Raw genomic sequence first — 26,574 nt, 5'->3', positions numbered from 1 at the left:
AGGAAGTAGCGATCGCAAAATTTGACCGATCGATTGTGACCCCTGAACCCTGACCGACTGACAAGGAAAACCCTGATGAAGCGCAAGAATCATAAAGTCGTTGCATTGGTAGCCCAGAGCGGTATCGCCCTTTCCTTTTTGCTAGGGTCGATTGGGTTTGTGGCTCTGCCTGCGCGATCGGCAGAATCGCTGACAGAGTTAGATTCTTCTAAGTTGATCCTGGCGCAACGGCTGACAGCAGAAGAGCGCGAAGAACTGGAGCGGCTACGCGAAGCACAGCAAACCCAGGAACAGGTACAGGCTGAAGCCAATCAAGTTTTTAGCCGCACAACGACATTGTTTAACGTTTTGCTGGCAGTGCTGGCGCTGTTGCTGGTGGCGGCGATCGCAGGCCTCTGGCTATTGAGAAGAGCTGTAATTCGAGAAGTGACGGCGATCGCCAAAAACCACGTTAAGGAGTTGGGCGACCTGGAAGGCGAAATCGTCAAAACTAAGGCGGAAGTCGATTCGATTTTGCAAGAAGCCGAAGACATCGCTGACGAGCTAAGCCAGTATGCCGACAAGTTTCAGGCTGAAGTGGGCAGCAAGCGTGATGTTTTGTCGAAACTGATCGCTGAAATCACTCAGCTTAAAGACAAGACTGCTGCTGAGTTTGAGACACATCTGAAAGCAATTCAACAAAAGCTGGATGATTCAGAATCCACCTTGGCGGCTCAGTTGTCTGAGGTTCAGGTGAATGTGGTGAACCGGAAAGACCAGACGCTACAACACCTGGTGACTTCAGAGCAAGATTTTACTAGCCAGCTAGACGAATTGCGATCGCACACGATTTCCCAGAAAGATCAGGTCTTGCAAAACCTGAGTGAAGCAGAACAAAACTTTGGGGTACAGTTGAACGAATTGGGAGCAGGGGCGATCGCCCGCAAAGACCAATCTCTGCAACACCTGGAGCAATCCGAACAAGAATTTGTCGCTCGTCTAGCTGCCCTGCAATCCGAAGTTACGACGCAAAAAGATCATGTGTTTGAACGCCTGGGTGGACTGGAAGCAGAACTAGCTCCCAAGTTTAACGAGCTTCAGCAGAGCGCAGCGTCTCAAATTCAGCAGCAGCGCGACTCTATTTTGCTGTACCTGAAGACGCTAGAGTCGGAAGTTGCGTCACAGATGAATGCGCTTCAATCAGACGCACAAGGACATAAAGACGGCACGCTACAAAACCTGAAAAAACTGGAGTCTGATCTGGCAGCTCAGTCTGCATCCCTGCGGGCTAGCGCTCAAAATCGTCAGGCAGAAACCCTGCAAAACTTGGAAAAACTAGAATCTGACGCAGAAACGCGGCTTGCTGAAGTGCAGCAAGGCGTTCAAGGGCTCAGAGATGAGACGTTGCAAAACCTGGAGCGCTTGCAGGCACAGGCAGAAACCCAACTGGCTGAGCTACTCCAGGGCATTCAGGGACGCAGAGAAGAAGTGCTGCAGAATCTGGATGGCTTGCAGTCAGGATTTTCTGACCAGCTCTCTCAGCTTCAGCAGGGCGCACAGGGAATGAGAGATGTGGCGCTGGAAAATCTAGACAGGCTCCGGTCTGAAATTGAGGCGCAGCTTACCGAACTGCAAACTGCCTCTGATGAGCGCAAGCAGCGCATCTTTGAGAACCTGGAGAAGATGGAGGTTGAGCTAGCGAACCAATTGTCTGAGGTGAAATCAGATGCGCGATCGCAAAAAGACATTATTCGCCAAAATGTAGAGAAACTGGAAACCCGATTTGCAGCAAAGGTATCTGAGCTAGAGTCTACTTTGCAAACTGACGTGCAAAAGGAAAAAGACGGGATTCTGCAAAACTTGCAAAAGCTGGAAGCAGAAATTGCTAACCAGCTATCCGCCGTTCAATCCGATGCTCAGAGCCGTAAAGAGCAAATCCTCCAGCAGCTTGCCGAAGTGTCGCCGCAGTTCATTGCCGAATCGTTTGAGTCTGACCTTCAGCAACGCCTTCAGGAGATTGCCCAACAGCTAGAAACGCTGCGGTCAAACCGTCCTCAGCTATTCATGACGGCAGACGACTACATTACTCAGGGCAACACGCTATTTGAGGAAGGGCGCTACGAAGGGGCAATCGCTCAATACGATCAGGCGCTTGAGGTGCAGCCCAACAATCCTCAAGTTTGGTATCAGCGGGGTCGAAGCCTCCAGGAAATGCAGCAGCACGAGTCGGCGATCGCCAACTTTGACAAAGCTCTGGACTTTAACGCTGACATTCCTGCCATCTGGTATCACCGGGGCGTCAGCCTGAGAGAACTGAAGCGCTACGAAGATGCCTTTGCTGACTTAGACAAAGCCGTTCAAGTACAGCCACAGGACGCGAAAGCATGGCTCAACCGAGGATTAACCCTGAGTCGCTTGAAGCGCCAGGAAGATGCGATCGCCTCCTTCGATAAAGCCATTGACCTTAAATCCGACTACCACGAAGCCTGGGTCAATCGCGGCGTAGCACTAGGCACTCTGCAACGCCACGAAGAAGCCTTCAAAGCCTTTGACCGGGCTACCCAATGCCAACCCGATGACTCCGTCGCATGGCTCAATCGCGGCTTAGCGCTAGAAGAACTGGGTCGATTTGAAGATGCGCTTGCCTCTTTTGATCGCGTTCTCCGACTCAAGCCCGATTCTTTCAAAGCGCTAGACAAAAAAGGCTATGCCCTGGTGAAACTGGGACGCGACCGGGAAGCGATCGCCCAATTTGACAAAGCCCTCGACCTCAAACCCGACTACGCCAACGCCTACTACAACAAAGCTGTCTGCTATGTGCTGCAAGGAGAAGTCGATCCGGGGCTAGAGAATCTTCAACGGGCGATCGGACTCAACCGCAGATATCGCGACGATGCTAAAGCCGATCCCAGCTTTGATTCACTTTGGGAAGATGAGTGGTTCCGGCAGTTAGTGGAGGATTAGGGGTTAGGGGCTGAGAACTCCCTTATCCAGGAGGGTTTGGAACCTGAAACAGTCGTAGCCCATAGTCCCCAGCCCCTAACCCCTAGCCCCTAAAACAACGGTTCATTGGCGATCGCCCCTAATCCCACAGAACTCAACAGTTCATCCAAGTTAGCGTTCACGGTCGGGTCGTTAGGGTTCGCGCGGCTCAATTCGACTAGCGTCGAGAGCGCTTCGTGCCAGATGCCTGCCTCGGCGTAGATGATTGGAATTTCCTGAGGCTGAGCAGTTTGAACCTGGTTGAGCAAGCTAGAGTCAGGTGCAACTCGCTGCACCCCACCCTGTACGCTCATATCAGCAGACCGTTCGTCGGCATTGCAGATAATCGTGAAATACCAGTAATAGCTTTCGCCCACCTCAAGGGGTCTTTGCCCCGCCTGTTCAGGCAGTTGAATGCTAGCGATTCCGGGATCGCCAGTGATTTCAAATGAGGTGCTGTAGACTAACTCGTCAGTGCCTTCGTGATAGAGGACAAACTCCGCTGTGGTCGCAGTGGTCGGGGGCAGATAGGCAAAGAAGGTTGGATAGGCTTGCGTGGTTAAGCCTAAGTTGGTTTCAGGCAGCAAGGCAACCAGTCCGCGATCGCTAGCTGCACAGGGCGCACTGCGCGACGCGCCAGCTTCGCGGTTTCCGGGCGCTCCAATCGAAGGAGAATTAAATCGAATACTCGCCTGAGCACTGGTCACATTAGAAAAACTGGCGATCGCCGCCAAACTCAGCAGCAAGGTGACGGTTGATTTCACGAAACGGGGGGATAGCCTGACCATGACGATTATTCCTAGATTCTGTTCTGTGCTTCAGGTACTTTGAGCTAAATTACGGTTGCTGCAATGTGAAAATCTGGCAAAGTAATTCGCTCAAGGGGGCTTAGTGACGTTGATTGTGGTGTTGTTGCCAGTCTCACCTCTAGCAGCGGTTGAAACAACCGCAGTTTAGGGTCTTAAGTCCGAACTTAAGCGCATCACAGAATTTCATTCACAAGGGGTCAGTCGTGACAGTTGCAGCACGACCTGATCGATCGCCTGTAGCATCGTGTCACCCGACGCATTGGGCTGATTCGCCAGAATGCTGAAGACAATCTCCCCATATTGTGGGTTATCCAAGTAGCCAGATAGAGCTCTGACTCCGTTTAAGGTACCGGTTTTAGCATGAACTCTGCCTTGGGCAGACGTGTTGCGAAAGCGGTTTCTTAGCGTTCCGCTGACTCCCCCCGTGGGCAGCGAAGAGTAAAAGAAATTGCCCCCGTCGGCAGACTCCATCGCTCTCAAAATTGTGACAAATGTAGCCGGACTGGCAACATTAGAACGAGACAATCCTGAACCATCGACCTGTCGGTAGCCGCTTGGGTCAACTCCTAACGGAGTTAACAGATTCCTAACCATTTGAGGTCCACCCAACCGTCGCAAAAGATTGTCTGCATAGCCATTGTCACTGTTTAAGTTTGTGACTCGAATGATTTCTCGCATTGAAGCTGAATCATTCAAATTTTGCGGATCAAAAGTTTGCAAAGCCGCAGCAGTCGTTAACAGCTTCACATTAGAAGCAGGAATCAGAAGTTGATTAGAATTGCGGCTGTAAAGTACGTCTGATGAATCTAAAGACTCGACTAAAACGCCCCATCTTCCACCTGCAAAACTAGGGCTATCAATAATGTTATTGATCACAGGTTCTAGAACATCTGGACAAATGCCATTGTTTCTTTGTTCTGGGGGTGGAACATAGATATCAACAGCATTCGATTGAGCCAAAACTGCTGGATTTTCAACGGTTGCACCAACTTTAGAGTGAATAGGACTGCCAGCAACCAGCAGCACAGCAGTCAACGAGAGAAACTTCAGCCAATGGCTAATTCGATTCATGGAATTCGTAATCTTAGCGTGTGAGGAGGAAGGGTAGAGAATGCAGATCAGTACCCTGCGGGCAAATTTACCATACAACGCTAAGTGAAGGATATCAGGATGGCGATCGCCCCCTCATCCCTTATCCTTCCCCTTCATACCCCTCACCTCCTGTCACCTTTCCACGAAACACAACGTACTGGTAAAGGTTGTAAAACAGCATCACCGGAATCAAAAATCCGATAAAAATGATCATGATCACCAGTGAACTGGCATCGGCAGCTGCTTCATATATCGTGATCTCAGTTGGAATGATGTAAGGAAAAACAACGAGCGCTAGTCCGATAAACGTCAGCACAAACAGCAAAATTGTCCAGATAAAGGGAGCGCGTTCTGCTTTGCGGTTGAGGCTTAACAGCAGTTGAGAAATCAGCAGAATTCCAATAACTGGAATCACAGCAAAAATATAAATTAATGGCTCTTGAAACAATCGAGCTCGGGCACTTTCATAAAAGATTGGAGTTGAAACCGTGATAAAAATTGCGCCAATGAGTGTCGTCCAGGCGGCAATTTTAGCCGTTCTGTAGTGGGTTTCCTGTAACTCTCCCTCAGTCTTCCATACGAGATAGGTCGAGCCGATTAGCACGTAGCCCTGGATTAGTGTGAGAGCCACCAGCACCGTTTGCCAGCTTAGCCAGTCCCAGGTGCCGCCGATGAAATGCCCGGCATCGTCGACCGCAATTCCCTTGAGCACCGCCCCCAGCGCAAACCCTTGCCCCAGTGCCGCCGTAAAGCTGCCGCCGCCGAAAGCGATGTTCCAGAAAAACTTGCGAGTGGCTTGTTCGCGAAATTCAAAGGCGACGGCACGGAAGATGAACCCAAACACCATCAGAAAAATTGGGATGTAGAGCGCACTCAAAATCGTGCTGTAAGCCAGCGGAAATGCACCAAACAATCCCCCGCCCATCAACACCAGCCAGGTTTCGTTGGCATCCCAAATATTGCTGAGGCTGGTCATTAAAAGACCGCGTCGTTCGTCATCGTCGGAGGTAAGGGAAAGAATGCCTACGCCTAAGTCAAATCCGTCTAGCATCACGTAGAGGAAGAGAAATAGGGCCAAAATTCCAAACCAAACCTGTGGCAGGAAATACTCTAACGTTTCCATAAAACCTCTTTATTGCTGTGTTTCAACAGTCCGCTACTAGGGCGGCAAGGTTGGCTAACGTTAGCGTAACGTAGACGTTTATTCAACCGAGATAGTAAACACCCAATCTTTGTAATCTGGATCGCGGTTTTCGGTAATGGCAGAGAGCTTTTCCCGCAGCTTGTCGGTAACGGGGCGATGGGTGGACAGCTTGAAGTTTTCGATGCGGCTAACAGGGGTGATTTTGGCCGCAGTGCCGCTGAGGAAGACTTCGTCAGCGATGAACAGTTCTGACTTGTCGATGGGGCGCTCGGTGGCTTTGATACCCAGAGCTCTGGCGATCGTTAAGACGCTATCTCGCGTAATGCCCTCCAGAATGTCTTGCTCATATCCGGGGGTGAAGATCTCGCCATTTCTGACGATGAAGATGTTCATCCCGGAGGCTTCGCTGACCTTGCCCTGAGAATTCATCAGGATGGATTCGTCGAAGCCAGATTCAACAGCTTCTGTTTTGGCGAGAGAGGAGGTGATGTAGGCTCCGCTGATTTTGCCGCGCAGGGGTAAGCTGCGATCTTCTTGCCGATACCAGGAGCTAATGCGGCAGCTTACGCCTTCGGGTGAGAGGTAGTCGCCCAGCTCTAAACCGTAGATGAAAAAGTCTTTTTTTACATTGTGCAAGCGGGGAGCAATGCCCAAGTCTGAGGTGTAGACAAAGGGGCGAATGTAGAACGAGGTGGCGGGTTTGTTCTTTTGAACAAAGTCTGTGATGATCTGCTGAATTTTGTCGGCGGGTAGGTCGTAGTGCAGCAGTCGGGCGCTGTTGCTCAGCCGTTGACAGTGGCGATCGAGCCGAAACAGCAAAATTTGCTTAGGGTTTTGCGGATCAGGAATACCGCGCAGTCCACCAAAGGCTCCAGTCCCATAGTGCAGAGCGTGGGTTGCAATAGAAATTTTTGCCTGGTTAAACGGAACGAACTGATTTTCAAAGTAAGCAACGGGCAAAAAGTCATGCATAGTAAAGGTAAACCTCTGGAAGTTGGATGGACTACCCCAGTACATCGAATTAGCATTACTTACTATAAGTGATCTGTATGACTGGGGTGTCAGGATGTGAGACAGAAATTTACTGGGGCAGAATCCTATTCACGCAGGAAGAACGTTGCATGGCGAAGTTGATTTTGGTGCGACACGGGCAAAGTACCTGGAATGCGGCAAACCGCTTTACCGGATGGGTCGATGTGCCGCTGAACCATGTGGGAAGACGGGAGGCGATCGCCGCTGCCCAAAAAATCAGCCCCTACCAAATCAACGTCGCCTTTACCAGTCTGCTGATGCGGGCAATGGAAACGGCTGCAATTTGTCTAACAGAATGTGTCGGCGTTTGCGGTGGCAAAAGTCCTGTGTTTAAGCATGAGGCAGACGACCCCGACTGGCACGGCTGGGACAGATATAGCGGTGACCACAGCCATGAAGTTCCTATTTTCATGTCTTCGTCACTGGATGAGCGCTACTATGGCGACCTTCAAGGATTTAACAAGGCGGAAATGGCGCAGCAGTTTGGAGAAGAGGTGGTTCACCAATGGCGGCGATCTTTTTCGATTCGTCCCCCCGGAGGAGAAAGCCTGGAAGACACAGTGGCTCGAACGGTACCCTTTTTTCTCGATCGCATTCTCAAGCATCTGACGACAGGCGATAACGTCCTGGTTGCCGCTCATGGAAATTCTCTACGTGCCCTGATTATGCAGCTTGACCAGCTAGAACCCGATGAAGTGCCTGCTCTGGAACTGGCAACCGGAATTCCAATTGTCTATGAGATCACACCAAAGGGCGAGATAACACATAAGACTGTGTTGGCATAAACAGGTTTACCGAGTTCCAGATTTCAGCCCTGTTTGTAGCGTGGTTGCTCATGAGCAAGGTATTGGATACATCACTTGTCAGCCGACGGTAAACCCCTTGCGACAGCCAGCGAGGATAGAACAATTAAGCTGTGGCAGATACAGGCAGTTGCCAAGCCAAATTAACCAGTGTATCCAAACCTATCAGCAGGTTTAGCTGCTTGATTGAACCGGACTGCTCAAAGTCCCCTTTCACAGCACATTTCTACTTCCATGAACCACAAACTCCTGTAGGGGCAGTTCGCGAACTGCCCCTACGTCATGGCTTATGTATCTGAACATGACTGTAAGCGTGGATGCCGGAATGATAGAAGTTACCGGAATGATAGAAGTTAAAGGTGTTGTTACTACTAGGCAGCGAGAAGATTAAGCAGGAGTTATGTCACATAAACGATATTTATATTTTTCCTGTATTTGAATTTGCCTGAGTTATGACTAAACTACAAATATATCGAGCTAAACACCTTACGCTGACTCATTTGAGGGGTATTTCTCCCCAGTAACACACTTAACACCATTTTGAGACTAGCTATGTTGAACCAAACCGAACGTACTCATTCATCAACTTGTGTTCTCATGGACTATCAACTGTTTGCATTTGATGCACTGTATCCCATTCGTCAATGGTTAAACGGATTGGATGTTCGCAATACCACAATGGCTCATTTCATCTGCCGCACCGTTCCCGTGCAGTGTCCGTTTGAGCGCGACATCTGTTTGTTTGGTCGCAAAATTGCCCATATTCCGCCACTGTGCAAACTGAATCCACTGTATGAGGAAGTGGTTGGTTTACGGTTTCGAGCGCTTTGTTATTTAGCTGATGAGTGTGGTGAGGATGTGCGGTGCTATTGCTGATTTGAAACTTTGCATAATTACTCGACTGCGAAAGTGGTGATTATATAGTTGCTTGATGCGATCACACTCTTCCAGGGTCAGCAGCGAATCCGGTTTGACAAAGCCGCAAGTATTCAACGTTGCTAAACTTTGGTTTTAAGCTGCCAGGCTCTTTCCCCAATGAGAGTGAGACTTGAACGATATTTTTCCTGAAATTGGTTTAAATAATCATTCGGAAGGTCAAGAAAAAAGATGTTGCTGAACTGTTCGGGAATGTCGGGCGGGGTGGGTGACCTGCTAATTTCTGGAAGCAACAGTAATCTGACATTTTCATTCAATAGGTAACTCAGAGAAACGACGTTACCAGGATTAGTAGCGAAGGCATCACTTACAACAATCGGATTCTCTGAAGCGTTAATGATTTTAGCAATCTTGGGGTTGTCGTAGCTGACAACTTTGTTCCACCAGGTTTCAGCTTGGCTACTCATAGCGCAAGAAAAAATGCCAGAGACGATTAGCAGACTGGCAATCGCCAAGCCCATTTGCCGCCAAAAAGCATGAATGGAACTGAGCCAAGCTGCAATCAGATAAGCAGTTGACAATTGCAGTCCTAAAAAGCAGGGAATTAGGTAACGAGTTACTGTAAAACGCTGACCGCCAATAATTAGATCAGGTATTCCTAAAATTAGTGCGGTGGAGCCAATTAGCGTTAGTACAAAGAGCCAGACCCTCAGAGGAGTATGGCTACAAAGGAAATAAAGCGAATAGAGCTGAAGCAATAGAAAGGGAACGATTAGCCAATAAACGCCAGGGCTATCAATTCTGTGACCAAAATCAACAAAGCTGCGGCTGAAATTTAAGGCTAAAAGCTGCAAAGAAATTAACGGAGGTAAAGAAATGCTTGACCAAGCAGAAGTTGCCCTGACAATTTCGATGTAAGTGAAGATGAAGTAAAACCAGGGAAGTAAAACAATGAGCGCAATGGTTGAGGTAATGACATAGGAAATAATCGATTTGTTAACTCGAAAATCTGTAAGAGACAGACTATAAGATGGGTTGATTGCTAATACATAAAGGCTGTGCCCGATCGCCACTAACCCTGTAAACAAGAAGGTGTAGAGGGAAACAATCAGCGACACCCCATAGACCGTCCAAGCAAATTTTGTCTGCCGTCGAATTGCATAAAGTAATGCTGCGCTACAGAGCAAAATGGTTGTAGCCCAGAGGCTATATTCTCGCGCCTCCTGAGCAAACAAAACTTGAAAGGGAGAGACTGCCAGCAGGGCGAGCGCCACCCCTGCGACCAGACGTGACTCAAACAGTTCTAGGCAAAGCCAGTAGAGGCAGGGAAATATAAGCAAGCTGGAAATTGCCGAAAGGCTACGAATAGTTGAAATAGAAGTGCCAAATACCTGCGCCCACCAGTAGGCGATCGCATAATAAAGCGGCGGATGCTGAGCGTCCTCAATGCCTGAGAGGTACATTGCTAGCCAAAAGCCGCGATTGGGATCAATCTGCTGATACTCCTGTAGATCGGCTGGTGTGATGATGTTTCCGTTGAACGCTCGCTCGACTAACTCACTACGAGTGTGAGCCGTAATTCGCAAAGAGGTATAAACTTCATCGTGCCAGTAAACTTTTTTATCAAGGTTGATAAATCGAAAGATGATGCCAACGATTAACAGTCCAACGAGGGCGTACTTAAACCAGGCAGGCTGTAGCCTCCGAATCCCAGTTGATCGTCTCATGGCTTGATCCTTCGATTTTTGATTCAACGCGGTTTAAGGAAGTTCAACGGTTTGGCAAAGGTATCACTCGGCGACCTTTTCTTACGAAAAGAATCAAATGCAAGAGGTAGATGAAGCAGACTATGTAGAATGATCCCATATTCTACATTCCAGAATATTTTCCATTGCAGACCGCCACACCCGACCCTAATCGGAAACCGACCATGCAAGAACTGACCCACCCCAGTGCGATCGCCACAACCAATCTCGAAGCTTTCTGGATGCCTTTCACTGCCAATCGACAGTTCAAGTCGAAGCCGCGTATCATGGTGTCCGCCAAAGATATGCACTTTACCACAGAAGACGGTCGGCAAGTCCTGGATGGAACGGCAGGGCTGTGGTGCGTCAACGCAGGGCACTGTCGCCCCAAAATTATTGAAGCAATCCACAAGCAAGTCTCAACCCTAGACTATGCGCCCGCATTTCAAATGGGCCACCCAGGCGCGTTTCAGCTAGCAGAACGGCTGGTGACGATGCTGCCAGGGGATTTAGACCATGTGTTTTTTGCTAACTCTGGTTCTGAGGCGGTTGATTCAGCTTTAAAGATTGCGATCGCCTACCATCGCGCCAAAGGACAGGGCACCCGTCAGCGACTCATCGGGCGAGAACGCGGCTATCACGGCGTTGGCTTTGGCGGCATTTCCGTCGGCGGCATTGGCCCCAACCGGAAGTTCTTCGGCAGCCTGCTCAACGGGGTCGATCATCTGCCTCACACCCATAGCCTCGAACACAACGCCTTCAGCCGAAAACAGCCTGCCTGGGGCGCACACCTGGCAGACGAGTTAGAGCGAATCGTTGCTCTGCATGATGCCTCTAACATCGCAGCGGTGATTGTGGAACCTGTGGCTGGCTCAACGGGTGTTTTAATTCCCCCCCAGGGCTATTTAGAGCGGCTGCGAGCGATTTGCGACAAACATGGCATTCTGCTGATTTTCGACGAGGTCATTACCGGATTTGGGCGATTGGGCAGTTCCTTTGCCGCCGAGCATTTCGGCGTAGTTCCTGACATGATCACCGTCGCCAAAGGCATCACCAACGGCACCGTTCCAATGGGAGCGGTCTTCGTTCGCAAAGAGATTTATGACACGTTCATGCATGGACCGGAGCAGGCGATCGAGCTAGCGCATGGCTACACCTACTCCGGACATCCACTTGCCTGTGCCGCAGCTCTGGCAACCCTGGATGTTTACGAAGAAGAAGGACTATTTCAACACGCTCGTGATCTGTCTGATTATTGGGAAGATGCGGTTCACTCCCTGCGCGATTTGCCCCATGTGATTGACGTTCGCAATATGGGACTCGTGGCTGGCATTGAACTAGAATCTATTCCCGGAAAACCTACTGCACGAGCGTTTGACTGTTTCCTAAGAGCTTACGAGAAAGGGTTGCTAATCCGCACTACAGGCGACATCATCGCACTCTCGCCCCCCCTGATCATCCAAAAACATCACATCGATCAAATTGTAGAAATGCTTTCAGACATTCTGCGCGAAACTGCTTAACGCCACTTCAACAAAATTGTTTTACAGGGAGAGGGATGCAGGCTAGACCTGTATCCCTCTCCCTATTTTGGAAGAAGCACTGGTGCGATCGCCCAGCAACTCTCATTCCTCGTCTTTCATCCCTTCTCATATAGAATTTGTTTTGTGAAGAAGCACTATTGGGTGTACGGGCGAAGCATTCGGCAAAAGAATTGTGCCTCAGTTACAAGGATTGTAACCGAATGCTTCGCCCCTACCGCTACCGCTACTCTACAGACGGATTTGGTATCACGCTCCCATCCCTGAATACTGTCTCAATCCCTTATGCCACAGCCAGCGATTCAACCCAAAGAAAATTAGACTCCAGCCCAGCATCATTAGCAAACCTCGCACCACATCTGTAGGTAACCCAACCAAAATCGTTGCGGGAAAGTAAATCATGTAAGGGAAAGGAGTCCATTCAACGACCGCCCTCACCACAGGGGGAAAAATCTCCAGGGGCGCAATCATGCCTGACAAAAACAGGTAAAACAGAAACCAAAACTGCTCAATTGCACTGGCGCGTTCTGTCCAAAAGGCAAGCATGGAGAAAGTGTATTGCATCAGGAAACGCAAGCAAAACGCCATGAACGTGACCAGTAGAAACAGCAGAAGGTTGGACAAACTGGGTATCCAAATCGCCTGTGGATAAAGGGTAAAAAACAGAACAACCAGGATCACAGCAAAGGGCAACCGAGCAAACCGTTCTGCAAAGTGAGAGGCAAAATGGTGCCAACCGGGGTCAAGCGGCAGCAAGAGCCGAAAGGAAAGCTTGCCTTCAACAATCTCTCGTTCAAACTCCCAAACCACCCAAACAACAGTGAATTGTCTAATCAGAAAAACTGCTAGAAAGTAACGAATAAAATCCAGCGGTGCCAGTCCAAACTGCCCTTCTCGCGATGCCTCAACCCAAACGCCCATAAGAATGAGTGGCAGCGTCCCAGATAGCATCCACAACAACAGTTCTGCCCGATATTCCACCATGTAGGCGTAGTAGACGGATAGTAGAGTACTGGCTTTACGAAAAAAACTTTGCATGGGAAACAAGGTAGAAAATTCAGATACTGTCAACTTAACCAAAAATTTAAGAATTTTTCTCTTCAGTGTCTTTGCAGTTAGCTAAATCAGGTTTCGGTTATGGTTCGGTGCGTGCCCTTCCTTCTCGATCGCGCTCATATCGGCGTGCGACGTTGAACGGGGCAGCCAATTCTCCCGACGACAAATCTAGAGCTCATAGGTGGGTGTCACCTGGTTCGGCATATCAAAGGTACCGGCAGGGATTTCGATAAAAGGCATCGCGCCCCAAATTAATCAGGTTCTGCATGTAGCTTGAACCTCAATTTTCCTGTTTGGTATTGATACAAACTCTGATGCATTAGGCTTTAAACAGCTCAGCAAACACTTCTCAGCAAACACTTGAATATTGAATTCACAACTGTTTAGCGTAAGCTGTATCTTACGCTAGGATCTTAAATCTTAAGAGCGATCGCTATTGAGTCAGTCAAACTGGCGCTGCGCTTGTGCATCCAGATACAAAGCTCTCCATTGATGAATATGGCGATCGCTCTTTGCCCATCCTATGCTTCTGCCAAAGTTTGAGTGTTGTTTAACCGTAGGCGGAGACTGTCAATCTGTTGCTTTGAGCAAGAAACTTGTTGTTAACAATGTCTTGATAGGTGTCTACGTCGTCCTCCCAATTCTCGATGATTTCAGATAATGTTTGCACTCTTTCCGCTTCAGGAATTTTAGACAAATCGCGATGAAAATTAGCAACAAATAAAAGTACCGGAATGTGTTCGGTTTCCGAAAGCTCTAACTCTGTGTTTCGCACGGTTAGAGTAAATACTCCTCCTTTAAGTTTGTAGATGAAATTTGAGATCATCTGCACAAGGTTTTGGTCAGATGTGTGAGGGCGATCGCCATTTAGAAGCGTTCCTTGAAGATAACTTCTTGCTGTGTCCTGATTATCAAATAGAGTGTGTCCTTCCAGGTTAAGCCCTACTGCCTGGTAGTTTTCCTGTGGCAGCCTCTCAACATACCTGTAAACTACATCAGGAACTTCTAACTCATTGAGGTTCTTTTCTCTAACGTCCTCAAAGAAGGCGATCGCGTTGCCTCGGTGAGCAATATATACTCCATTTTGGAAGATCGTTAAAGCAACACCTTCGTCATAGGTTGGTGGCTGAGCCAACTCCCAATGAAAAGGAATGATTCCTTTGGTTTTTAGGAATTCAGGATTCAGCAATATCGGATTGTGTTTCTCTACCACTAGAACAAGCTCAAATTGGCGCATATCAATGGTTCTGTTCATGAGTTTTCTACCTATTACTCAATGTTCAAGTTTAAAAGCTGCTCATCGCCTATGAGGCGGTTTTGAGTATCTCCCTATAAAAGCTCACCTAGAGATTCACCTAGCAAACCCCCACCAATTCCTCCAATAATGCCTCCAACAACCGTGCCAACAACCGGAACTGGAATGAGCACAGTACCAAGTGCGGCTCCGGCGGCAGCACCACCCCAGCCTCCTGCAATTCCACCTACGGTTGCCTTAGTGTTTTCTCCAAACGTGCCACCGTCTTCCGCGATCGCATCACCAAGATAATAGAGATCCACGGCGGCACCCAGCGGACCTAAAGCCCTACTTCCTCCTCGAAGAACACTTCGAAGAACACTTTTTCCGGACTGGGGTTCCATGTGAACATGCGTTGGTCTTTCTCCAGCCCCTGGCAGAGCAGTGTTGCCTCCTGGTTCTAAAAGGGGAAGCCCATTCGTATAAACAACATTATCAACGTGACTAAGAAATCCCTCACTTTTCTTACCAATTGGTAGGCTATGGTCCATGGCATATTTATCCTTTGCTCGCTGAGCCTCTGCTCCTGGAGATGTAGCTGTAAAGGACGATTTTTTAAGTTCTATTACATCAACCGTACCATTTGGGTGAACATACACGGCATCGACGCGACGCGACTTACCACCTGGAAACAGAAAATTTCTTCCTGTAACAGGATCTTTCCAGTAAGGTTCAGTAACAACTCTACCGCCTTCACGTCTTGCTCTATGTTCAAGGTGTTCTCTCCAAGCTGTCTCATTTATCCTGCCAGGCGCAAAACTGGCTCTAGAAGATGACCTTCCACCACGCAGTCTCTCTTCCAAAGGTGGTAAAGGAGGTAAAGGAGGGGGTTTAAATAGACCACCTATTTGTTCTCTTGCCATATAAATTCCTTTGAGAGCGCCAGTGGTTGCAAGTGCCTCCTCTCTAGCTTCTCGGAGTCCATCTCTCGCTGCATCAATACGAGCCATCAAATCATCTGCACTCATGATTTCAGTCTCCTTAAGGCTGTGTCGCAAAAATGATAGGGTAGAAAGTTGATTTTCTCTGACTTCAACTTAAAGGGCTTCTTTATCTCTGTTCACATGGCTCAAGGCAAAGCATACTCAATCTCCACTGGTGATCACGGTGGACAAAAATGTTGCTTACCCGGTGGCAATTGAGGCAATGAGAGCGGATGACCTGATCTCAGTGGAGACCGAATTACGGCAGAGCAAATACTTGAATAACGGGATCGAGCAGGACTATACAGATATCAAGCCAAGTTATCGAAGCAATCTTTGGAATTATCGCTCTTTTTGAAACTAGGGAACGGTGTTGCTGTTGGGGGTTTAAATCGCTTCCAAAGCATCCCTGGATTCCGTTAGCACTTCTACCGCCTTTTGGCAGCTCTGATTGCTGAGGTCGATGCCCTCTACCAGAGCTTCTGTGGCATCTACAACACTGGTTTTTGCTGTTTCAACTGCCCCTTCCAACTGGGTCATCATCTCGTCAAGTTTGGTAGCAGTGCCTTCAAGCTCAGTAAACAACTCGCCTTGTGAGGTGTTAACCTCTTCCATTAACCCTTGAATAGACTCTTCCATACTGTCTGAAACGGTTTGAATAGAAGTGCTGAAGTGTTCGACCACAATGTCAAAGTGTTCGGAGAGGGATTGTGCTCCGCCTTCGATGGTAGGTATAGCCTGATCGGTAATAGTGGATTCCAGTCCATCTACCTGAGCTTCTAATCCCGATTCAAAGGCAGCGAGTTCACCACTGAAACCATTGAGTTCTTCGATCGCCAGTCCGATCGCCTCTCCAACTTCAGCGCCAATTTCCTTCTCACCAAGGCTGTTTAAGGCTGTTTCAGCTTCAGTGATATCACTTTCCAGATCTAGTTCAGCTAGCTTGTCGTCGATTGCAGCGATCGCTCCCTTAGTCGCCTCTAATTCCTGGGTTAACTCACTTTGAGTGGTGTCAATGGTTTGCTTTAATTGAGTAATTACCTGGGTGACAGTCTCTACTTCGGCAGCAAGTTCTGTCTTACCCTCATTTACCTGTTCGATCAGAGATTGGGCGCGATCGCTCAGAGTCTCCCAAGCATCATCAACCGCCTGACGAATTCGCGTGAGTTCAGTTTTAACATCGGTGAGTTTGGTCTGGGTCGCTTCTGTAGCATCGGACAGGGTCGAGAGTTTGCTAACGGTTTCACCAGCAAGGGTTTGTAAGTCGCTCATGAGTTTTCTCCTTGGTTAGATTAATTAACGCAGTGCTATTGGTTTAAGCAATGAATTGTGTAGAGACAGTTTGTATGTTCTTTATCCCCAGGGAATGCCCAGCTTATCTGCCGCATCTTGAGCGCTGGTTACACCTTGGCGTAGGGGTTCAATCAACTCTCGTAGCTGATCGACTAAACCGCTCAGCTCTTCTCGTTCGGTGGAAATATTGCCCTCAGTGCCAGACAATTCTGAACCCGTTTCTTGAACGGCGCTGACTACTTTCTCCAGGGCATCTTCAATGTTGGTTCCTAAAGTATCAATCGATTCTTTGGCTGTCTCCAGAAGGGAATCAATTTCAGTTTGGACGGTGCTATCTTGCAGAGTGGTCAACTCGGTGCTTAACTCATCCAAATTGGAGAACTCATTTACTACTTCCTGCACTTCGGTATCAATTTCTCCGTTGGCTTCCTCCAGTGCATCGGTGGCTTGAGAGATATCTTCAGCGATCGCAGTGGTTGCTGTCTCAACTGCCTGTTGAGCTGTATCTACACTTTCCTCAACGGCATCTACTACCTGATCAAGCTGTTGTTGTCCACTCTGAATGATGCCCTGACCCTCATTTAAGGTGTTGAGAGCAGTTTCACCCGCAGTTGAGAGGGATGATAATCCTTCCTCCAGGCTAGTATTCAGTTCGGTGAGTTTGGTCTGGGCTTCTTGCAGTTCAGTTTCGAGTTCAGTGCGATCGCTCGTCACTTCACTTTGCAAATTCTCAAACTCACTGCCCAAGTCAGAGATGCTTTCGGTTAATTCTGTCTGATGCTCCGTTACTTCTGTTTGAAGCTCATCCAAACTGGTTTCAATCTGATCAATCAGTCCACTAAGCTCCTCCTGCATTCCACTCAAACTTTCCTCAAATGTATTAATTTCCTCTTGAACTGCACTTGCTTCTTCAGTCAGAAGCCGCAACTTTTCAGGTAAATCCGCTGCCAATTGTTCTAAGGAACTGGTTGCTTCACTCATGGTGATTACCTCTAATAAATTGTGAGAAATGCTGAACTTGGAAATTCTCAAGGTTCAAGCTTGAAACCTGAACGATGCTGTTTTGAACTCAATAGTTGATGTTCTGAAAGGGAAATTTTGGGTAGCGATCGCAACCATTGAGCTTCTGAACCTGAAATCTGCTGTTCTAAACTCAAAAATTTCTACTCTGAATTCAAAACTTTAGCCTTTGGAGGAGAAATCCATCGCTCTAAAGGATAGATCTACTGTTCTGAACCCGAAATTTCAGTTTTTGAAGGAGAAATTTACTGCTCTGAGCGCAAGACTTTACCCTTCGAGAGGAAAAGTTCTGGCTCTGAGCTCAAAACATCGCGTTCTGAACTTGATATTCGTACTCTGAGACAGAAGTTTGATTGTAAGGTGGGCAGTGCCCACCTTACTAACTGTCGCCAATATTCAAACTCATCCACGACGGATGGAAAACTCAACTAATTTGTTCTCTCGATCATACACAATTGCATACTGCTCGTAATCAAATCCATAAGGAGAGATACCCAGATCGTACAAATCTACATTTTCTTGAATTTGCTCAGGCAAGCCAAGAATCTCTCTTACCATTTCTCGAGACATTCCTTCTCGTAAAACTTCTCTTTCTAAAGCAGGCACCATAACAATACGAGGGTTATCGCGCTTGTTCTTTTTGTGTTGAGCTTTCCACAAATCAGCGTCAAAGCCACTTATGGAAACAGTCTGTTTAATTGCTTTTATGGGATAAAGCACAGATCCCCATCCCTGACTTAAAGCAAGTAACAACAAAGCAGTCGCCAGAACGAGTGATATTGCAGCGAGAATGAATTTCATCGGAATTCCTCAAACACTCCTTAATACCCGTCTGCTAAAGCATCACCATCAGGAACTGGCTGTCCACCTTCCTCTGGTGGACTGTTATCTAGACCATGCTGCCATTCTGGCACTTCGTTGCTCCAGGCAGGCTCTCCATTTTGATCCAGAACAACTAGTTCCCCATTGTCAACTGCTCGTCTAATGAGCTGGGCTAATTCTGCCTCACTTGCATCAGGATTTTCAACCGCAATCCGCCGTCCAACCTCGTTGTTGTACAAATCCATTGCTTCTCGATTAGGGGGATTATCTGGTATCGCTTCATGAGCGGTAGCAAATTGAGAAGTCCACTCTTCCCCAAACTCTTTGGTCAACAAACTATTCGCATAGGCGTGACGAAAAGCATCTCGATGCCCGTCAGTACCCAGCCATTTATCTTGACTCTCAAGGGGGACATGATCAGGAATGTCTCCTGGTGATGCAAATTGATTATCTGCTTCGCCAGATGCCTGGTCTTTGATCCCTTGAACTTTTTGCAAAGCCAACAGTCCCTGCCTCTGCCCAAGCTCGTCTAGCATTCTTGCTTCTGTCTCTGTTATGGATACTTCCCCTAAAAAAGGCATGCGAATAGGAGACATAGGAAGAAGAGGAGGAAGAGGGTTCCTAATATGAAGAAGAGGGCTCCAAACCGTCTTTATATCATCTTGAACTCGGTAATTCTCAAGAACAGTACTAGCCTCTTGCAATCGGCTCTTCACTGTATTGAGAACAGTGCTAGCCCCTTGCAATTGGCTCTTCGCTGTATTGATGCGAGCCATTAGTTCGTCTACTGCACTCATGGTTCAGGTGTCCTTAGTATGTTAATTAGTCTTATGAAGCAAGTAGTTACATGATCAAGCCAGAATTTCTTCGACCATTGTGTTAGCGGCAACCATTACATTTGCGGCGGTGACGATTTCCTGAGTGAGAGGATCAAGTTCACTCATGACGGATAGGGTATCTTCCATTTCGCCTCTAGTTTCTTCCGTTTCACCTTCGATTTCTTCAACGGCTCCACCTGTGACTTCTTCCGTTGCCTCGCCAACTGCTACTTTGTGGGTGTTTTCGCACTCATCTGTGAGTCCTGAAATTGTCTCAGTAACGTCCTGTTCGTATTGCTCAACTATCTCACTCACGTCAGTACTGAAGGTTTCAAACAGATCTTTGATGCTAGTTTCACAGTCATTGCTGGCGGTGGTGATTGCTTCAGAATGGGTGCTCCTTAACTCCTCGCTGAGTTCGTCAAATTCAGTTTCGATCGCTTCTCGATGGGTATCTCGTAGTTCACTCACCAGTTCATCTATGCCAGTCTCAATCTCAGAGAAAGTGTCTACCTGGGTCTCAGCTTCGGTGATGGTTTGCTCCAGGGTCTCAAAGGCTTCCTGAATAGTTTGAATTGCCTCTGTTAAGCCATCTTCAAGCTGAGTCACTGTCCCTTCAAAGGTGCCTAATGCTTGTTGAGCTTCGGTCAGTTCGGTCTCAAACTCAGTAATAGTGGTCGTGAGTTGTTCAAATTCTCCCTGCATCTCGGTAATGGTGCCGTTTGCCTCTTCGAGTTCGGTGGAGATGTCGGCGATCGCCCCTTCCAACTCATCTATCGCAGTCGTAATTTCTGTTTCTGCGGTTTCCAGTTGTGTATTGGCATCGGATAGACTTTGCTCCAGCGCTTCTAGCTGAGCGTCCAGTTCATCCCCTTGTCGCAGTTCTTCTGTTTCAGTTTCCAGCTCTGTGGCAAGTTCTCGAAAGTCTCCGCAAGCTTGCTCTAGGGTTGTGAGTAGTCGTTCTAGCGCATCTGAAGTTTCTTCAACATTAGTATTGAGTTCAACAGCTTCAGCCATGATGAGTAACTCCGTTAAGGTTAATTGAGCAATTGATCGGGTTCTTAGGCTCCGCTTGGTAATTCCATCTGAGGGACTCTGCTATCAGTTTGAGGAGGCAGAGCCTCTGTTAAACATTTCAACGCGGAGCATTGAAACGAGGTAAACTTATCCTTCTGCTTATCCAAGTGTTTCCTGTACGTTTTCGAGAGTGGGCATCATTTCTTGGATAATTGCTACTACATCACCACATTTGTCGATGATGTCGCCAAAGCGATCGCTCATTTCCTCACAGTCGGTTACGGCTTCTTCTCCAACGGCTGCGACTGCTTCTACCAACTCTTGAGCTGATGTTGTGATTCCTTCTCCGATCTCATTGAACTTTTCTTGAATAGTTGTGAAGGCATCACTGGCAGAGGTTTCTAGCGCTACATCTAGCTCACCCAGTTCGGTATTGCTAGTTTCGATTAGATGCTCAAAATCTGCTTGCAGGGCTTCTAGTTTTTCGCCAATTAGACTCATTAAAGCGGTAAATTCATCGGTGAGTTCAGTTTGGCTTTGGGTAAACTCACTGCGAACGGATACGACAGATTCTTTCATACCGTCAATCTCTGCAACCGCTTCATTTTCCAGTGTGTCTACTTCGGAGCCAAATTCTTCTGCCTGAGTGGTCATGGTGTCCAAATTTTGCTGAATTTCAGTCACTTTAGCTTCGATTTGCCCCATCATTTCTTCAGCACTACTTTGCAGGTCGTCAAGCTGACTGCGAACCATTTCGGCAAATTCGGTGAGTTGAGTTTCAATTCCCTGAGCGGTTTCCTGAATGGGACTGAGGCTATCTTTTGCGGTTTGGATCTCAGTAGTCAACTGTTGTTCTAACGTCTCCAAGCGTTGATTGAGGGTTTCAAAGCTGGAGAGCGTTTCTTGTTCTTTAGCGGTTAAGTTCTCGCCCAGAGTATCAATTAACTCCTCTAGTCCATTCACTTCCTCAAGAGCGCGATCGCCTTCACCCGAAAGCTCTCGCATCTTCTCAATATTCTGATCAATTAAGTCGGTGATATCTGACATTGCTGTCTCCTTTTAAGTTTCTGCAAACGTTGACTTATTTCAACCCATCTGTTGCAGGAATAACCACATTCCCATGACGACTCCGATTGGCCCAAGTGTGATGTGCCAAAGCGCATCTACAAACCGTGGCTTGTTCCAATGAACAGTCGGAACTTGAGCAATTTCTTGAGAACGCAGCCAGGTATCTACTTCTGTGCGGGCAAAGTCAGGGTTAGATATCATCTGCCAGCTATACCAGAGCCCCCAAACTCCTGCTAGCAGTGGAGCTAGCCAAAAGAATTGGAAGAATAGTACTGTTACGACGGTCAAAACCAGAGAAAACTTCATCACTCATCTCCTACAAAACTTTCAACTCGGTAGCTTGACTTCTCCTGGAGCAGTTCTTTGCAAGGCGATCGCTTAACCTTCTATTTGTTTCTCTGTTGCCGAGATGCCAGAATTCTGCAACTTGTTACAAAAGTACATATTTGATTTGTGGCTCAGTGAGCAAGCTTTAAATTTCTGTTCTTGACCTGAAAATTATCGATGGTTTGCATAAAACGCAATTTTTCCAAACGAGAACTAGATAGAGAACTGCGTCTGGAATATGTTTTATGCCTACCCATGTTGACATTTCCGAAAATCTATCCGTTTCAATTCAACCTGTTGTCCTAGATCAACTGTTAGACGGACGATATCAAGTGATTGGTAAACTTGGCAGAGGTGGCTTTGGAGAAACTTACATTGCTCAAGACACTCGCCGTCCTGGACATCCCAAATGTGTGGTCAAACATCTCAAACCGCTGTCAACAGCCGAACTTGATAGCTTAGATGATATCAGGCGCTTATTTAGCAAAGAGGCAGAAACTCTTGAAAAGCTGGGACATCATGACCAGATTCCTCGCCTGTTGGCACATTTTGAGAAAGACCGAGAGTTTTACCTGGTACAAGAGTTCATTAAAGGACACCCGCTTAGTCAGGAACTGTTGATTGAACATGGATCTAGCCCTGAAGCAGCTACACCACTGCACAAGGAACCTCAGGAAAGGGGCGATCGCTGGTCTGAGTCTCAAGTTATTCAGCTTTTAGAAGAAGTCTTAAATATTCTGGCATTCGTTCACGAGCATGGCATCATTCACCGAGACATTAAGCCAGAGAATATTATTCGTCGCCAACAGGACCAACGGCTAGTTCTAATTGACTTTGGTGCCGTCAAACACCTACAGAATACATCTGCGAAATCTTCTGAAAATATAGCTCGACAAAGTGATGTAACGGTTGCAATCAACAGTGCAGGGTACACTCCAATAGAGCAAATTCGAGGCAGACCTTGCCTGAACAGCGACATTTACGCTCTTGGCATGATTTGCATTCAAGCGTTGACAGGGCTTCATCCCCGCAGTTTTGAGGAAAGTCTGCATGTTGCAGAGGTGCTTTGGACACAGCAAGCTCAAGTGGATCCTGAACTGGTGGCTATATTAACTACCATGACCCGGTACAACTGGAAAGATCGCTATCAAACCGCAACGGAAGTCTTACAAGATCTGCAACAACTCGCTCCTTCTGTACCAGAAGTTGCTCCCACTGCTCCAGCATTGCCACCAGCAGCAAATCCCATCTACACACCTACTAAAGTAAGACCTGCTCCAACTCAACCTGAGGCTTCCTCTCAACCTCTACCAGATCTGTTTCCTGCTAGTGAGTCGCTGAGAACAAATCGACGGACGCGGGAGACGGAGCGATCGCTCACACCAACTCAGAACTCGGAATCTGGGCAGGCTGAGCAAACTAGCCTTAATCAAAGATTGCGTCAGCTCAAAGTTTTGCTCAAGCCTAAAATGATATCCCGGTTGACGGGTATAGGGCTGATGCTGATCGGGGCAACCATTTTTGGGGGCTATCTGTCTGGATCGGGTTCCTCCCGAAACACACAATCAACCGAGTTGTTAGAACGACAGGATGAGCAGTTAATCACGACCCTTACAGGACACTCCTCAATGGTTACAGCGATCGCCTTCAACGCAGATGGAAACATCGCAAGCGCCAGTACAGATAAAACTATCAAGGTTTGGGATATCACATTGGGACATGCGATTCAAACTCTAACAGAGGGCTCAGGGGAAAGTCCGGCGATCGCCACCAGTATGAACGGAAAACTCCTGGCTAGCAGCAGCATGGGCAACACGATTAAAGTGTGGAATCTGGATAGTGGAGAACTGTTGCATACCTTGAGAGGACACACTTGGACGATTTCAGCGATCGCCATGAGTCCAGATGGTCAAACTTTGGTGAGTAGCAGCGAAGACAATACCATCAAAATTTGGGACTTGGAAACGGGTGAACTCGTGAAAGATCTCACAGGGCATACCGCACCTACTACTTCAATGGATATCAGTGCAGATGGCTGGTTGCTGGTTGGAGGTAGCGCAGACAATACTGTGAAAGTGTGGAGCTTACCTACAGGAGAACTTCTGAATCAGTTTAGGGGGCACTCAGCAGAAGTTCATGCCGTTGCCATCAGCCCCAACGGCGCAACGTTGGTTAGCGGCAGTGCAGACAATACGATCAAGATCTGGAATTTACACAGTGGAGCGTTAATCAACACTCTATCCGGACATTTAGACGAAGTCTACACGGTTGCGGTTAGTCCCAATAGTCAAACGCTGGTCAGCGGCAGCGCAGATAATACAGTGAGGCTTTGGAATTTATACACAGGTGAACCGCTCTACACCTTTAGAGGGCACACCAGTGAAGTTCACTCGGTGTCGATTAGCCCAGACGGGCAAACGATCGCCAGTGGAAGCTGGGATAGAACAATCAAACTTTGGCGGATGCCTCAGGCTCACTCACTTCCGTAGCGAATTTAGTAATCGATGGAATAGAAGTTATGTCAGTTAAATCTGAGAAATTGGTCAAGAGCATTCAGGAAATCCAGCAGTTTATTGCTGCCAGAAGCCAACAGCCTGGAATCCAGCAGCACAATAACTTTGAAGCGATCGCTCAAACATTAGAGAAGAGTGTTGCTTCCCTCAAAGAGGGGAAATTAACCCTGCAAATTGTGAGCCACAATCCAAACTCAGCAAAAGCGCTATATGACCTTTTGAGGAACCGTGAACTATCAGCAGCTTATCAGTTTAAGGTTACACCGCTAACCGATGACTTGCAGCTGACTCAATCCGAACCCACAGCGGCTCTGATTCTACAAACGGATGCCTCGCCACAGCGCTATCAACTTTCTGCAACAGACAAATTGGCAATTGGACGACACCCTGAATGCCAGATTCTAATTCCTGACCCCTACGTGTCGGTTTCTGGATACCACGCTAACATCCAGCCCTGTGTAGAGGCTAACTCTAATTCAGCTTGCGCGAGTTGGCAAATCTGTGACTTGAGCAGAAACGGCACCTACATTAACGAACAGCAGGTGCAGGGCTGTCAGATTTTGATAGAGGGCGATCGCATCACCTTAGGCGCTCCAACCTCTACTGAAACTAGTCCAGAGTTGCTCTTTGAATATCAATCCATCACGGATTCTAGCAGCCAGCAATTCGATACTTTAGTTACAGAGTGCGATGTGTTGTGTTGGGTGATAAATCCCCAGCCACCTCTAGCTGCTGCCGAGCAACAATTGCTTGAAAAGATTCGCGCCGCTCGATTTACTAATCTTTTGGTCATAGCAGAATTACCAGATCCGCTTAGCCAGCCCGAAGCTGCTAAATTACACCAGTCCAGAATGAATGCTTGGCTCCAAACATCTCCTCTAGATGTCTTTTGCTTTCCACTGTGCAATTCTTACATTGGAGCATCAGCGGCTCAACTCAGTGTTAATTCTCAACATGAATCAGACAAATTCTTCAAAGTATTGGAGTCACTGGTCAAACGTAAGCCCGAAGATATTTTGACCAAACGTCTAACCGCTCAAGTATTGGCTCAATTGCATCTGGTTGAACAGTTGATTGACCTGGACGAAAGGAAACTGGCAAGGGAAACCGAACGGGATGAAGCAAAATTAAAAGAGCCAGGACAACACCAAATCAAAGAAAAAGTTGACGAAATTCTAAAGAAAATTCAGGATGACAAAGCAATATTCTTTAAACAGACAAAGGATAAGCTGAAACAGTCAAAGGTTGATTTATTGGATGATTATCTCGAAAACAGCATCTCCTGCAAAATTCGCCGATTTCTCGATCAGCTAAAACCAAATGTTGTAAAGTATCGAGGTCGCAAATATATTCAGCTGCGGTTTTCTACGATTGAAGTGGTTGAATCTAAGAGAGCTAAACGTAAACCATTAAAACCAGAAACCGTCGAAGAAAAAACAATTGATGCCAATACGGCTCTCATGAATTTTTGTCGCTCTGAACTGAGCTGGTGGGCCGATGAACAGTGGGAAATACTTTGTTTATGTCCTCAAAGTAGTTTGAGGGAACTTCTGCAGAGAGCTTATGAAATGCTCCACTCAATTCCTTCCGTCAACTTAAACCGCTCTCTCTTTCAACCGGAGCAGAGCATTGACAACCGAGCTGTTTTCGAGGAAGCATTCGCAATGCCTTTAAGCGAGAGCCGCTATCAGGAAGCCTCTCCAGTAGTTTATATGCTCAAAAAAATTAGAGGACAGTGGATGCAGTTCATATTCATGTTTAGCTTCTTTAGTGTGCTGGGCATTGCAGGCAGAAGGCAGATTATGCAACACATCTCAGCGCCCATCGTCAATGCATTCAAAGCTTCTCCTTACATCTCAACTATTGTGTTACTTGTGATTCTCTATTTTCTGTTCAAGTCTCTCATTCGTCTCTATCGAGAAGACCGAGACTTAGAGCGAGAAAAGGAGGCTGAAAAGATTAGAAATAATCTGCGTAGCTATTATCAAGCGCTTGCAAAAAATCGTCTAGTTGAAAGACTGGTGCAAAATCTAACTACAGCGCTGGAAGTTGAAGAACAGCGCGTAGAAAAAATTCTTCAAGCTGCCAAGCACCAAACTACTCGGATCACGACAGAAACAGAGAGCAATCAAGCTCCAATTAGACAACGCATCTTAAAGCACGAGGTTTTGCAGAAGGAGCTAAGAAGCGATCGCGATAAGTTACAAAAGCTGAGGAGGGTTCTAGAGGTAAAATCTTAGCGAACAGGAATTAAATTAAACTGATTGGCGTTGCTGAAACCGTAATGGTTAAGTAGGTAGAGGAATAGCTCGATACTTCAAATAGTGAAGCAGCAAACGGAGTGAACATTTCAACATCTCAAGGGATTTGGAGTAGCACAAGGTTTTACGGTGCAGCCGTGCTAGGTAATGCCGTAGACG

The 26,574-nt window shown here is 47.4% G+C and carries 22 protein-coding genes and 1 pseudogene; 7 read left to right on the top strand and 16 right to left on the bottom strand.

Translation table 11 applies throughout. From position 1 onward, the window contains the following. The first annotated feature begins 75 nt into the window (after positions 1–75). Positions 76–2,943 carry a tetratricopeptide repeat protein gene (locus tag H6F93_RS15230; RefSeq protein ID WP_190682210.1) on the top strand — a complete coding sequence of 956 codons (2,868 nt, stop codon included), beginning with the start codon at positions 76–78 and terminating at the stop codon, positions 2,941–2,943. Positions 2,944–3,032: 89 nt separating this feature from the next. Here H6F93_RS15230 and H6F93_RS15225 read toward each other — a convergent pair whose 3' ends face one another. The 4 genes from H6F93_RS15225 to H6F93_RS15210 form a co-directional block, all read right to left on the bottom strand. Continuing rightward, positions 3,033–3,749 carry a DUF928 domain-containing protein gene (locus tag H6F93_RS15225; protein WP_190682207.1) on the bottom strand — a complete coding sequence of 239 codons (717 nt, stop codon included), beginning with the start codon at positions 3,747–3,749 and terminating at the stop codon, positions 3,033–3,035. A 204-nt stretch (positions 3,750–3,953) separates the two neighbouring features. Then, positions 3,954–4,841, bottom strand: coding sequence for a D-alanyl-D-alanine carboxypeptidase (locus tag H6F93_RS15220; protein ID WP_190682204.1), 888 nt, complete (start codon positions 4,839–4,841; stop codon positions 3,954–3,956). Positions 4,842–4,962: 121 nt separating this feature from the next. Further along, entirely contained in the window at positions 4,963–5,985 is a 1,023-nt protein-coding gene (locus tag H6F93_RS15215) for a cytochrome d ubiquinol oxidase subunit II (protein ID WP_190682201.1), read from the bottom strand. Between the two features lie 78 nt (positions 5,986–6,063). Further along, positions 6,064–6,978, bottom strand: coding sequence for a branched-chain amino acid transaminase (locus H6F93_RS15210; protein ID WP_190682199.1), 915 nt, complete (start codon positions 6,976–6,978; stop codon positions 6,064–6,066). Between the two features lie 149 nt (positions 6,979–7,127). Here H6F93_RS15210 and H6F93_RS15205 point away from each other — a divergent pair, with 149 nt between their 5' ends. Both H6F93_RS15205 and H6F93_RS15200 read left to right on the top strand, forming a co-directional pair. Then, positions 7,128–7,823, top strand: a complete 696-nt coding sequence (locus H6F93_RS15205) for a 2,3-bisphosphoglycerate-dependent phosphoglycerate mutase (protein ID WP_190682196.1) — start codon at positions 7,128–7,130, stop codon at positions 7,821–7,823. Between the two features lie 570 nt (positions 7,824–8,393). Further along, a complete protein-coding gene (locus H6F93_RS15200) occupies positions 8,394–8,717 on the top strand; it encodes a Mo-dependent nitrogenase C-terminal domain-containing protein (RefSeq protein WP_190682194.1) in 324 nt (107 codons plus the stop codon). A 122-nt stretch (positions 8,718–8,839) separates the two neighbouring features. Here the strand turns inward: H6F93_RS15200 and H6F93_RS15195 are convergent, their stop codons facing one another. After that, positions 8,840–10,444 (bottom strand): glycosyltransferase family 39 protein, encoded by a 1,605-nt coding sequence (locus H6F93_RS15195; protein ID WP_190682191.1) that lies wholly within the window; start codon positions 10,442–10,444, stop codon positions 8,840–8,842. A 203-nt stretch (positions 10,445–10,647) separates the two neighbouring features. Here H6F93_RS15195 and aptA point away from each other — a divergent pair, with 203 nt between their 5' ends. Beyond that, positions 10,648–11,985, top strand: a complete 1,338-nt coding sequence (gene aptA, locus H6F93_RS15190; RefSeq protein WP_190682188.1) for an omega-aminotransferase AptA — start codon at positions 10,648–10,650, stop codon at positions 11,983–11,985. 267 nt (positions 11,986–12,252) lie between these two features. Here the strand turns inward: aptA and H6F93_RS15185 are convergent, their stop codons facing one another. The 3 genes from H6F93_RS15185 to H6F93_RS15175 form a co-directional block, all read right to left on the bottom strand. Next, positions 12,253–13,041, bottom strand: coding sequence for an ABC transporter permease (locus tag H6F93_RS15185; protein WP_190645725.1), 789 nt, complete (start codon positions 13,039–13,041; stop codon positions 12,253–12,255). A 568-nt stretch (positions 13,042–13,609) separates the two neighbouring features. Beyond that, entirely contained in the window at positions 13,610–14,314 is a 705-nt protein-coding gene (locus H6F93_RS15180) for a hypothetical protein (protein WP_190682185.1), read from the bottom strand. 74 nt (positions 14,315–14,388) lie between these two features. Continuing rightward, the gene (locus H6F93_RS15175) at positions 14,389–15,321 is read right to left on the bottom strand and encodes a hypothetical protein (RefSeq protein ID WP_190682182.1); all 933 of its coding nucleotides are present in this window, start codon (positions 15,319–15,321) and stop codon (positions 14,389–14,391) included. Positions 15,322–15,409: 88 nt separating this feature from the next. Here H6F93_RS15175 and H6F93_RS15170 point away from each other — a divergent pair, with 88 nt between their 5' ends. Further along, positions 15,410–15,634 (top strand): DDE-type integrase/transposase/recombinase, encoded by a 225-nt coding sequence (locus H6F93_RS15170; RefSeq protein ID WP_277882238.1) that lies wholly within the window; start codon positions 15,410–15,412, stop codon positions 15,632–15,634. A gap of 29 nt (positions 15,635–15,663) precedes the next feature. Here H6F93_RS15170 and H6F93_RS15165 read toward each other — a convergent pair whose 3' ends face one another. The 7 genes from H6F93_RS15165 to H6F93_RS15135 form a co-directional block, all read right to left on the bottom strand. Next, positions 15,664–16,548: a hypothetical protein gene (locus tag H6F93_RS15165; RefSeq protein ID WP_190682179.1), complete on the bottom strand. Its 885-nt coding sequence runs from the start codon at positions 16,546–16,548 to the stop codon at positions 15,664–15,666. Between the two features lie 81 nt (positions 16,549–16,629). Further along, on the bottom strand, positions 16,630–17,550 hold the full coding sequence (locus H6F93_RS15160) for a coiled-coil domain-containing protein (RefSeq protein WP_190682176.1): 921 nt from the start codon (positions 17,548–17,550) through the stop codon (positions 16,630–16,632). A 441-nt stretch (positions 17,551–17,991) separates the two neighbouring features. Beyond that, on the bottom strand, positions 17,992–18,390 hold the full coding sequence (locus H6F93_RS15155; RefSeq protein ID WP_190682171.1) for a hypothetical protein: 399 nt from the start codon (positions 18,388–18,390) through the stop codon (positions 17,992–17,994). 20 nt (positions 18,391–18,410) lie between these two features. Beyond that, positions 18,411–19,007: a DUF6973 domain-containing protein gene (locus H6F93_RS15150; protein ID WP_190682168.1), complete on the bottom strand. Its 597-nt coding sequence runs from the start codon at positions 19,005–19,007 to the stop codon at positions 18,411–18,413. 255 nt (positions 19,008–19,262) lie between these two features. Next, positions 19,263–20,246, bottom strand: coding sequence for a hypothetical protein (locus H6F93_RS15145; protein ID WP_190682165.1), 984 nt, complete (start codon positions 20,244–20,246; stop codon positions 19,263–19,265). Positions 20,247–20,405: 159 nt separating this feature from the next. Further along, positions 20,406–21,293, bottom strand: a complete 888-nt coding sequence (locus H6F93_RS15140) for a coiled-coil domain-containing protein (RefSeq protein WP_190682162.1) — start codon at positions 21,291–21,293, stop codon at positions 20,406–20,408. A gap of 39 nt (positions 21,294–21,332) precedes the next feature. Continuing rightward, the gene (locus H6F93_RS15135) at positions 21,333–21,620 is read right to left on the bottom strand and encodes a hypothetical protein (protein WP_190682159.1); all 288 of its coding nucleotides are present in this window, start codon (positions 21,618–21,620) and stop codon (positions 21,333–21,335) included. 266 nt (positions 21,621–21,886) lie between these two features. Here H6F93_RS15135 and H6F93_RS15130 point away from each other — a divergent pair, with 266 nt between their 5' ends. Both H6F93_RS15130 and H6F93_RS15125 read left to right on the top strand, forming a co-directional pair. Then, the gene (locus tag H6F93_RS15130) at positions 21,887–24,130 is read left to right on the top strand and encodes a WD40 repeat domain-containing serine/threonine-protein kinase (protein ID WP_190682156.1); all 2,244 of its coding nucleotides are present in this window, start codon (positions 21,887–21,889) and stop codon (positions 24,128–24,130) included. A 29-nt stretch (positions 24,131–24,159) separates the two neighbouring features. Continuing rightward, a complete protein-coding gene (locus tag H6F93_RS15125; protein WP_190682153.1) occupies positions 24,160–26,394 on the top strand; it encodes an FHA domain-containing protein in 2,235 nt (744 codons plus the stop codon). A 48-nt stretch (positions 26,395–26,442) separates the two neighbouring features. On the opposite strand, the pseudogene H6F93_RS15120 reads toward H6F93_RS15125, so the two are convergent. Then, positions 26,443–26,574, bottom strand: a pseudogene (locus tag H6F93_RS15120) (IS1 family transposase); the annotation flags it as partial.

This window comes from Leptolyngbya sp. FACHB-671 (assembly GCF_014695745.1).
Lineage (GTDB): Bacteria > Cyanobacteriota > Cyanobacteriia > Elainellales > Elainellaceae > JAAUTN01.
This window is presented reverse-complemented; position numbering and strand designations above follow the sequence as displayed.

Bases quoted from the DNA above. Each gene is read 5' to 3' on its own strand.
- H6F93_RS15230 (WP_190682210.1), top strand. From the start codon at position 76: ATGAAGCGCAAGAATCATAAAGTCGTTGCATTGGTAGCCCAGAGCGGT.
- H6F93_RS15225 (WP_190682207.1), bottom strand. From the start codon at position 3,749: ATGGTCAGGCTATCCCCCCGTTTCGTGAAATCAACCGTCACCTTGCTG.
- H6F93_RS15220 (WP_190682204.1), bottom strand. From the start codon at position 4,841: ATGAATCGAATTAGCCATTGGCTGAAGTTTCTCTCGTTGACTGCTGTG.
- H6F93_RS15215 (WP_190682201.1), bottom strand. From the start codon at position 5,985: ATGGAAACGTTAGAGTATTTCCTGCCACAGGTTTGGTTTGGAATTTTG.
- H6F93_RS15210 (WP_190682199.1), bottom strand. From the start codon at position 6,978: ATGCATGACTTTTTGCCCGTTGCTTACTTTGAAAATCAGTTCGTTCCG.
- H6F93_RS15205 (WP_190682196.1), top strand. From the start codon at position 7,128: ATGGCGAAGTTGATTTTGGTGCGACACGGGCAAAGTACCTGGAATGCG.
- H6F93_RS15200 (WP_190682194.1), top strand. From the start codon at position 8,394: ATGTTGAACCAAACCGAACGTACTCATTCATCAACTTGTGTTCTCATG.
- H6F93_RS15195 (WP_190682191.1), bottom strand. From the start codon at position 10,444: ATGAGACGATCAACTGGGATTCGGAGGCTACAGCCTGCCTGGTTTAAG.
- aptA (WP_190682188.1), top strand. From the start codon at position 10,648: ATGCAAGAACTGACCCACCCCAGTGCGATCGCCACAACCAATCTCGAA.
- H6F93_RS15185 (WP_190645725.1), bottom strand. From the start codon at position 13,041: ATGCAAAGTTTTTTTCGTAAAGCCAGTACTCTACTATCCGTCTACTAC.
- H6F93_RS15180 (WP_190682185.1), bottom strand. From the start codon at position 14,314: ATGAACAGAACCATTGATATGCGCCAATTTGAGCTTGTTCTAGTGGTA.
- H6F93_RS15175 (WP_190682182.1), bottom strand. From the start codon at position 15,321: ATGAGTGCAGATGATTTGATGGCTCGTATTGATGCAGCGAGAGATGGA.
- H6F93_RS15165 (WP_190682179.1), bottom strand. From the start codon at position 16,548: ATGAGCGACTTACAAACCCTTGCTGGTGAAACCGTTAGCAAACTCTCG.
- H6F93_RS15160 (WP_190682176.1), bottom strand. From the start codon at position 17,550: ATGAGTGAAGCAACCAGTTCCTTAGAACAATTGGCAGCGGATTTACCT.
- H6F93_RS15155 (WP_190682171.1), bottom strand. From the start codon at position 18,390: ATGAAATTCATTCTCGCTGCAATATCACTCGTTCTGGCGACTGCTTTG.
- H6F93_RS15150 (WP_190682168.1), bottom strand. From the start codon at position 19,007: ATGTCTCCTATTCGCATGCCTTTTTTAGGGGAAGTATCCATAACAGAG.
- H6F93_RS15145 (WP_190682165.1), bottom strand. From the start codon at position 20,246: ATGGCTGAAGCTGTTGAACTCAATACTAATGTTGAAGAAACTTCAGAT.
- H6F93_RS15140 (WP_190682162.1), bottom strand. From the start codon at position 21,293: ATGTCAGATATCACCGACTTAATTGATCAGAATATTGAGAAGATGCGA.
- H6F93_RS15135 (WP_190682159.1), bottom strand. From the start codon at position 21,620: ATGAAGTTTTCTCTGGTTTTGACCGTCGTAACAGTACTATTCTTCCAA.
- H6F93_RS15130 (WP_190682156.1), top strand. From the start codon at position 21,887: ATGCCTACCCATGTTGACATTTCCGAAAATCTATCCGTTTCAATTCAA.
- H6F93_RS15125 (WP_190682153.1), top strand. From the start codon at position 24,160: ATGTCAGTTAAATCTGAGAAATTGGTCAAGAGCATTCAGGAAATCCAG.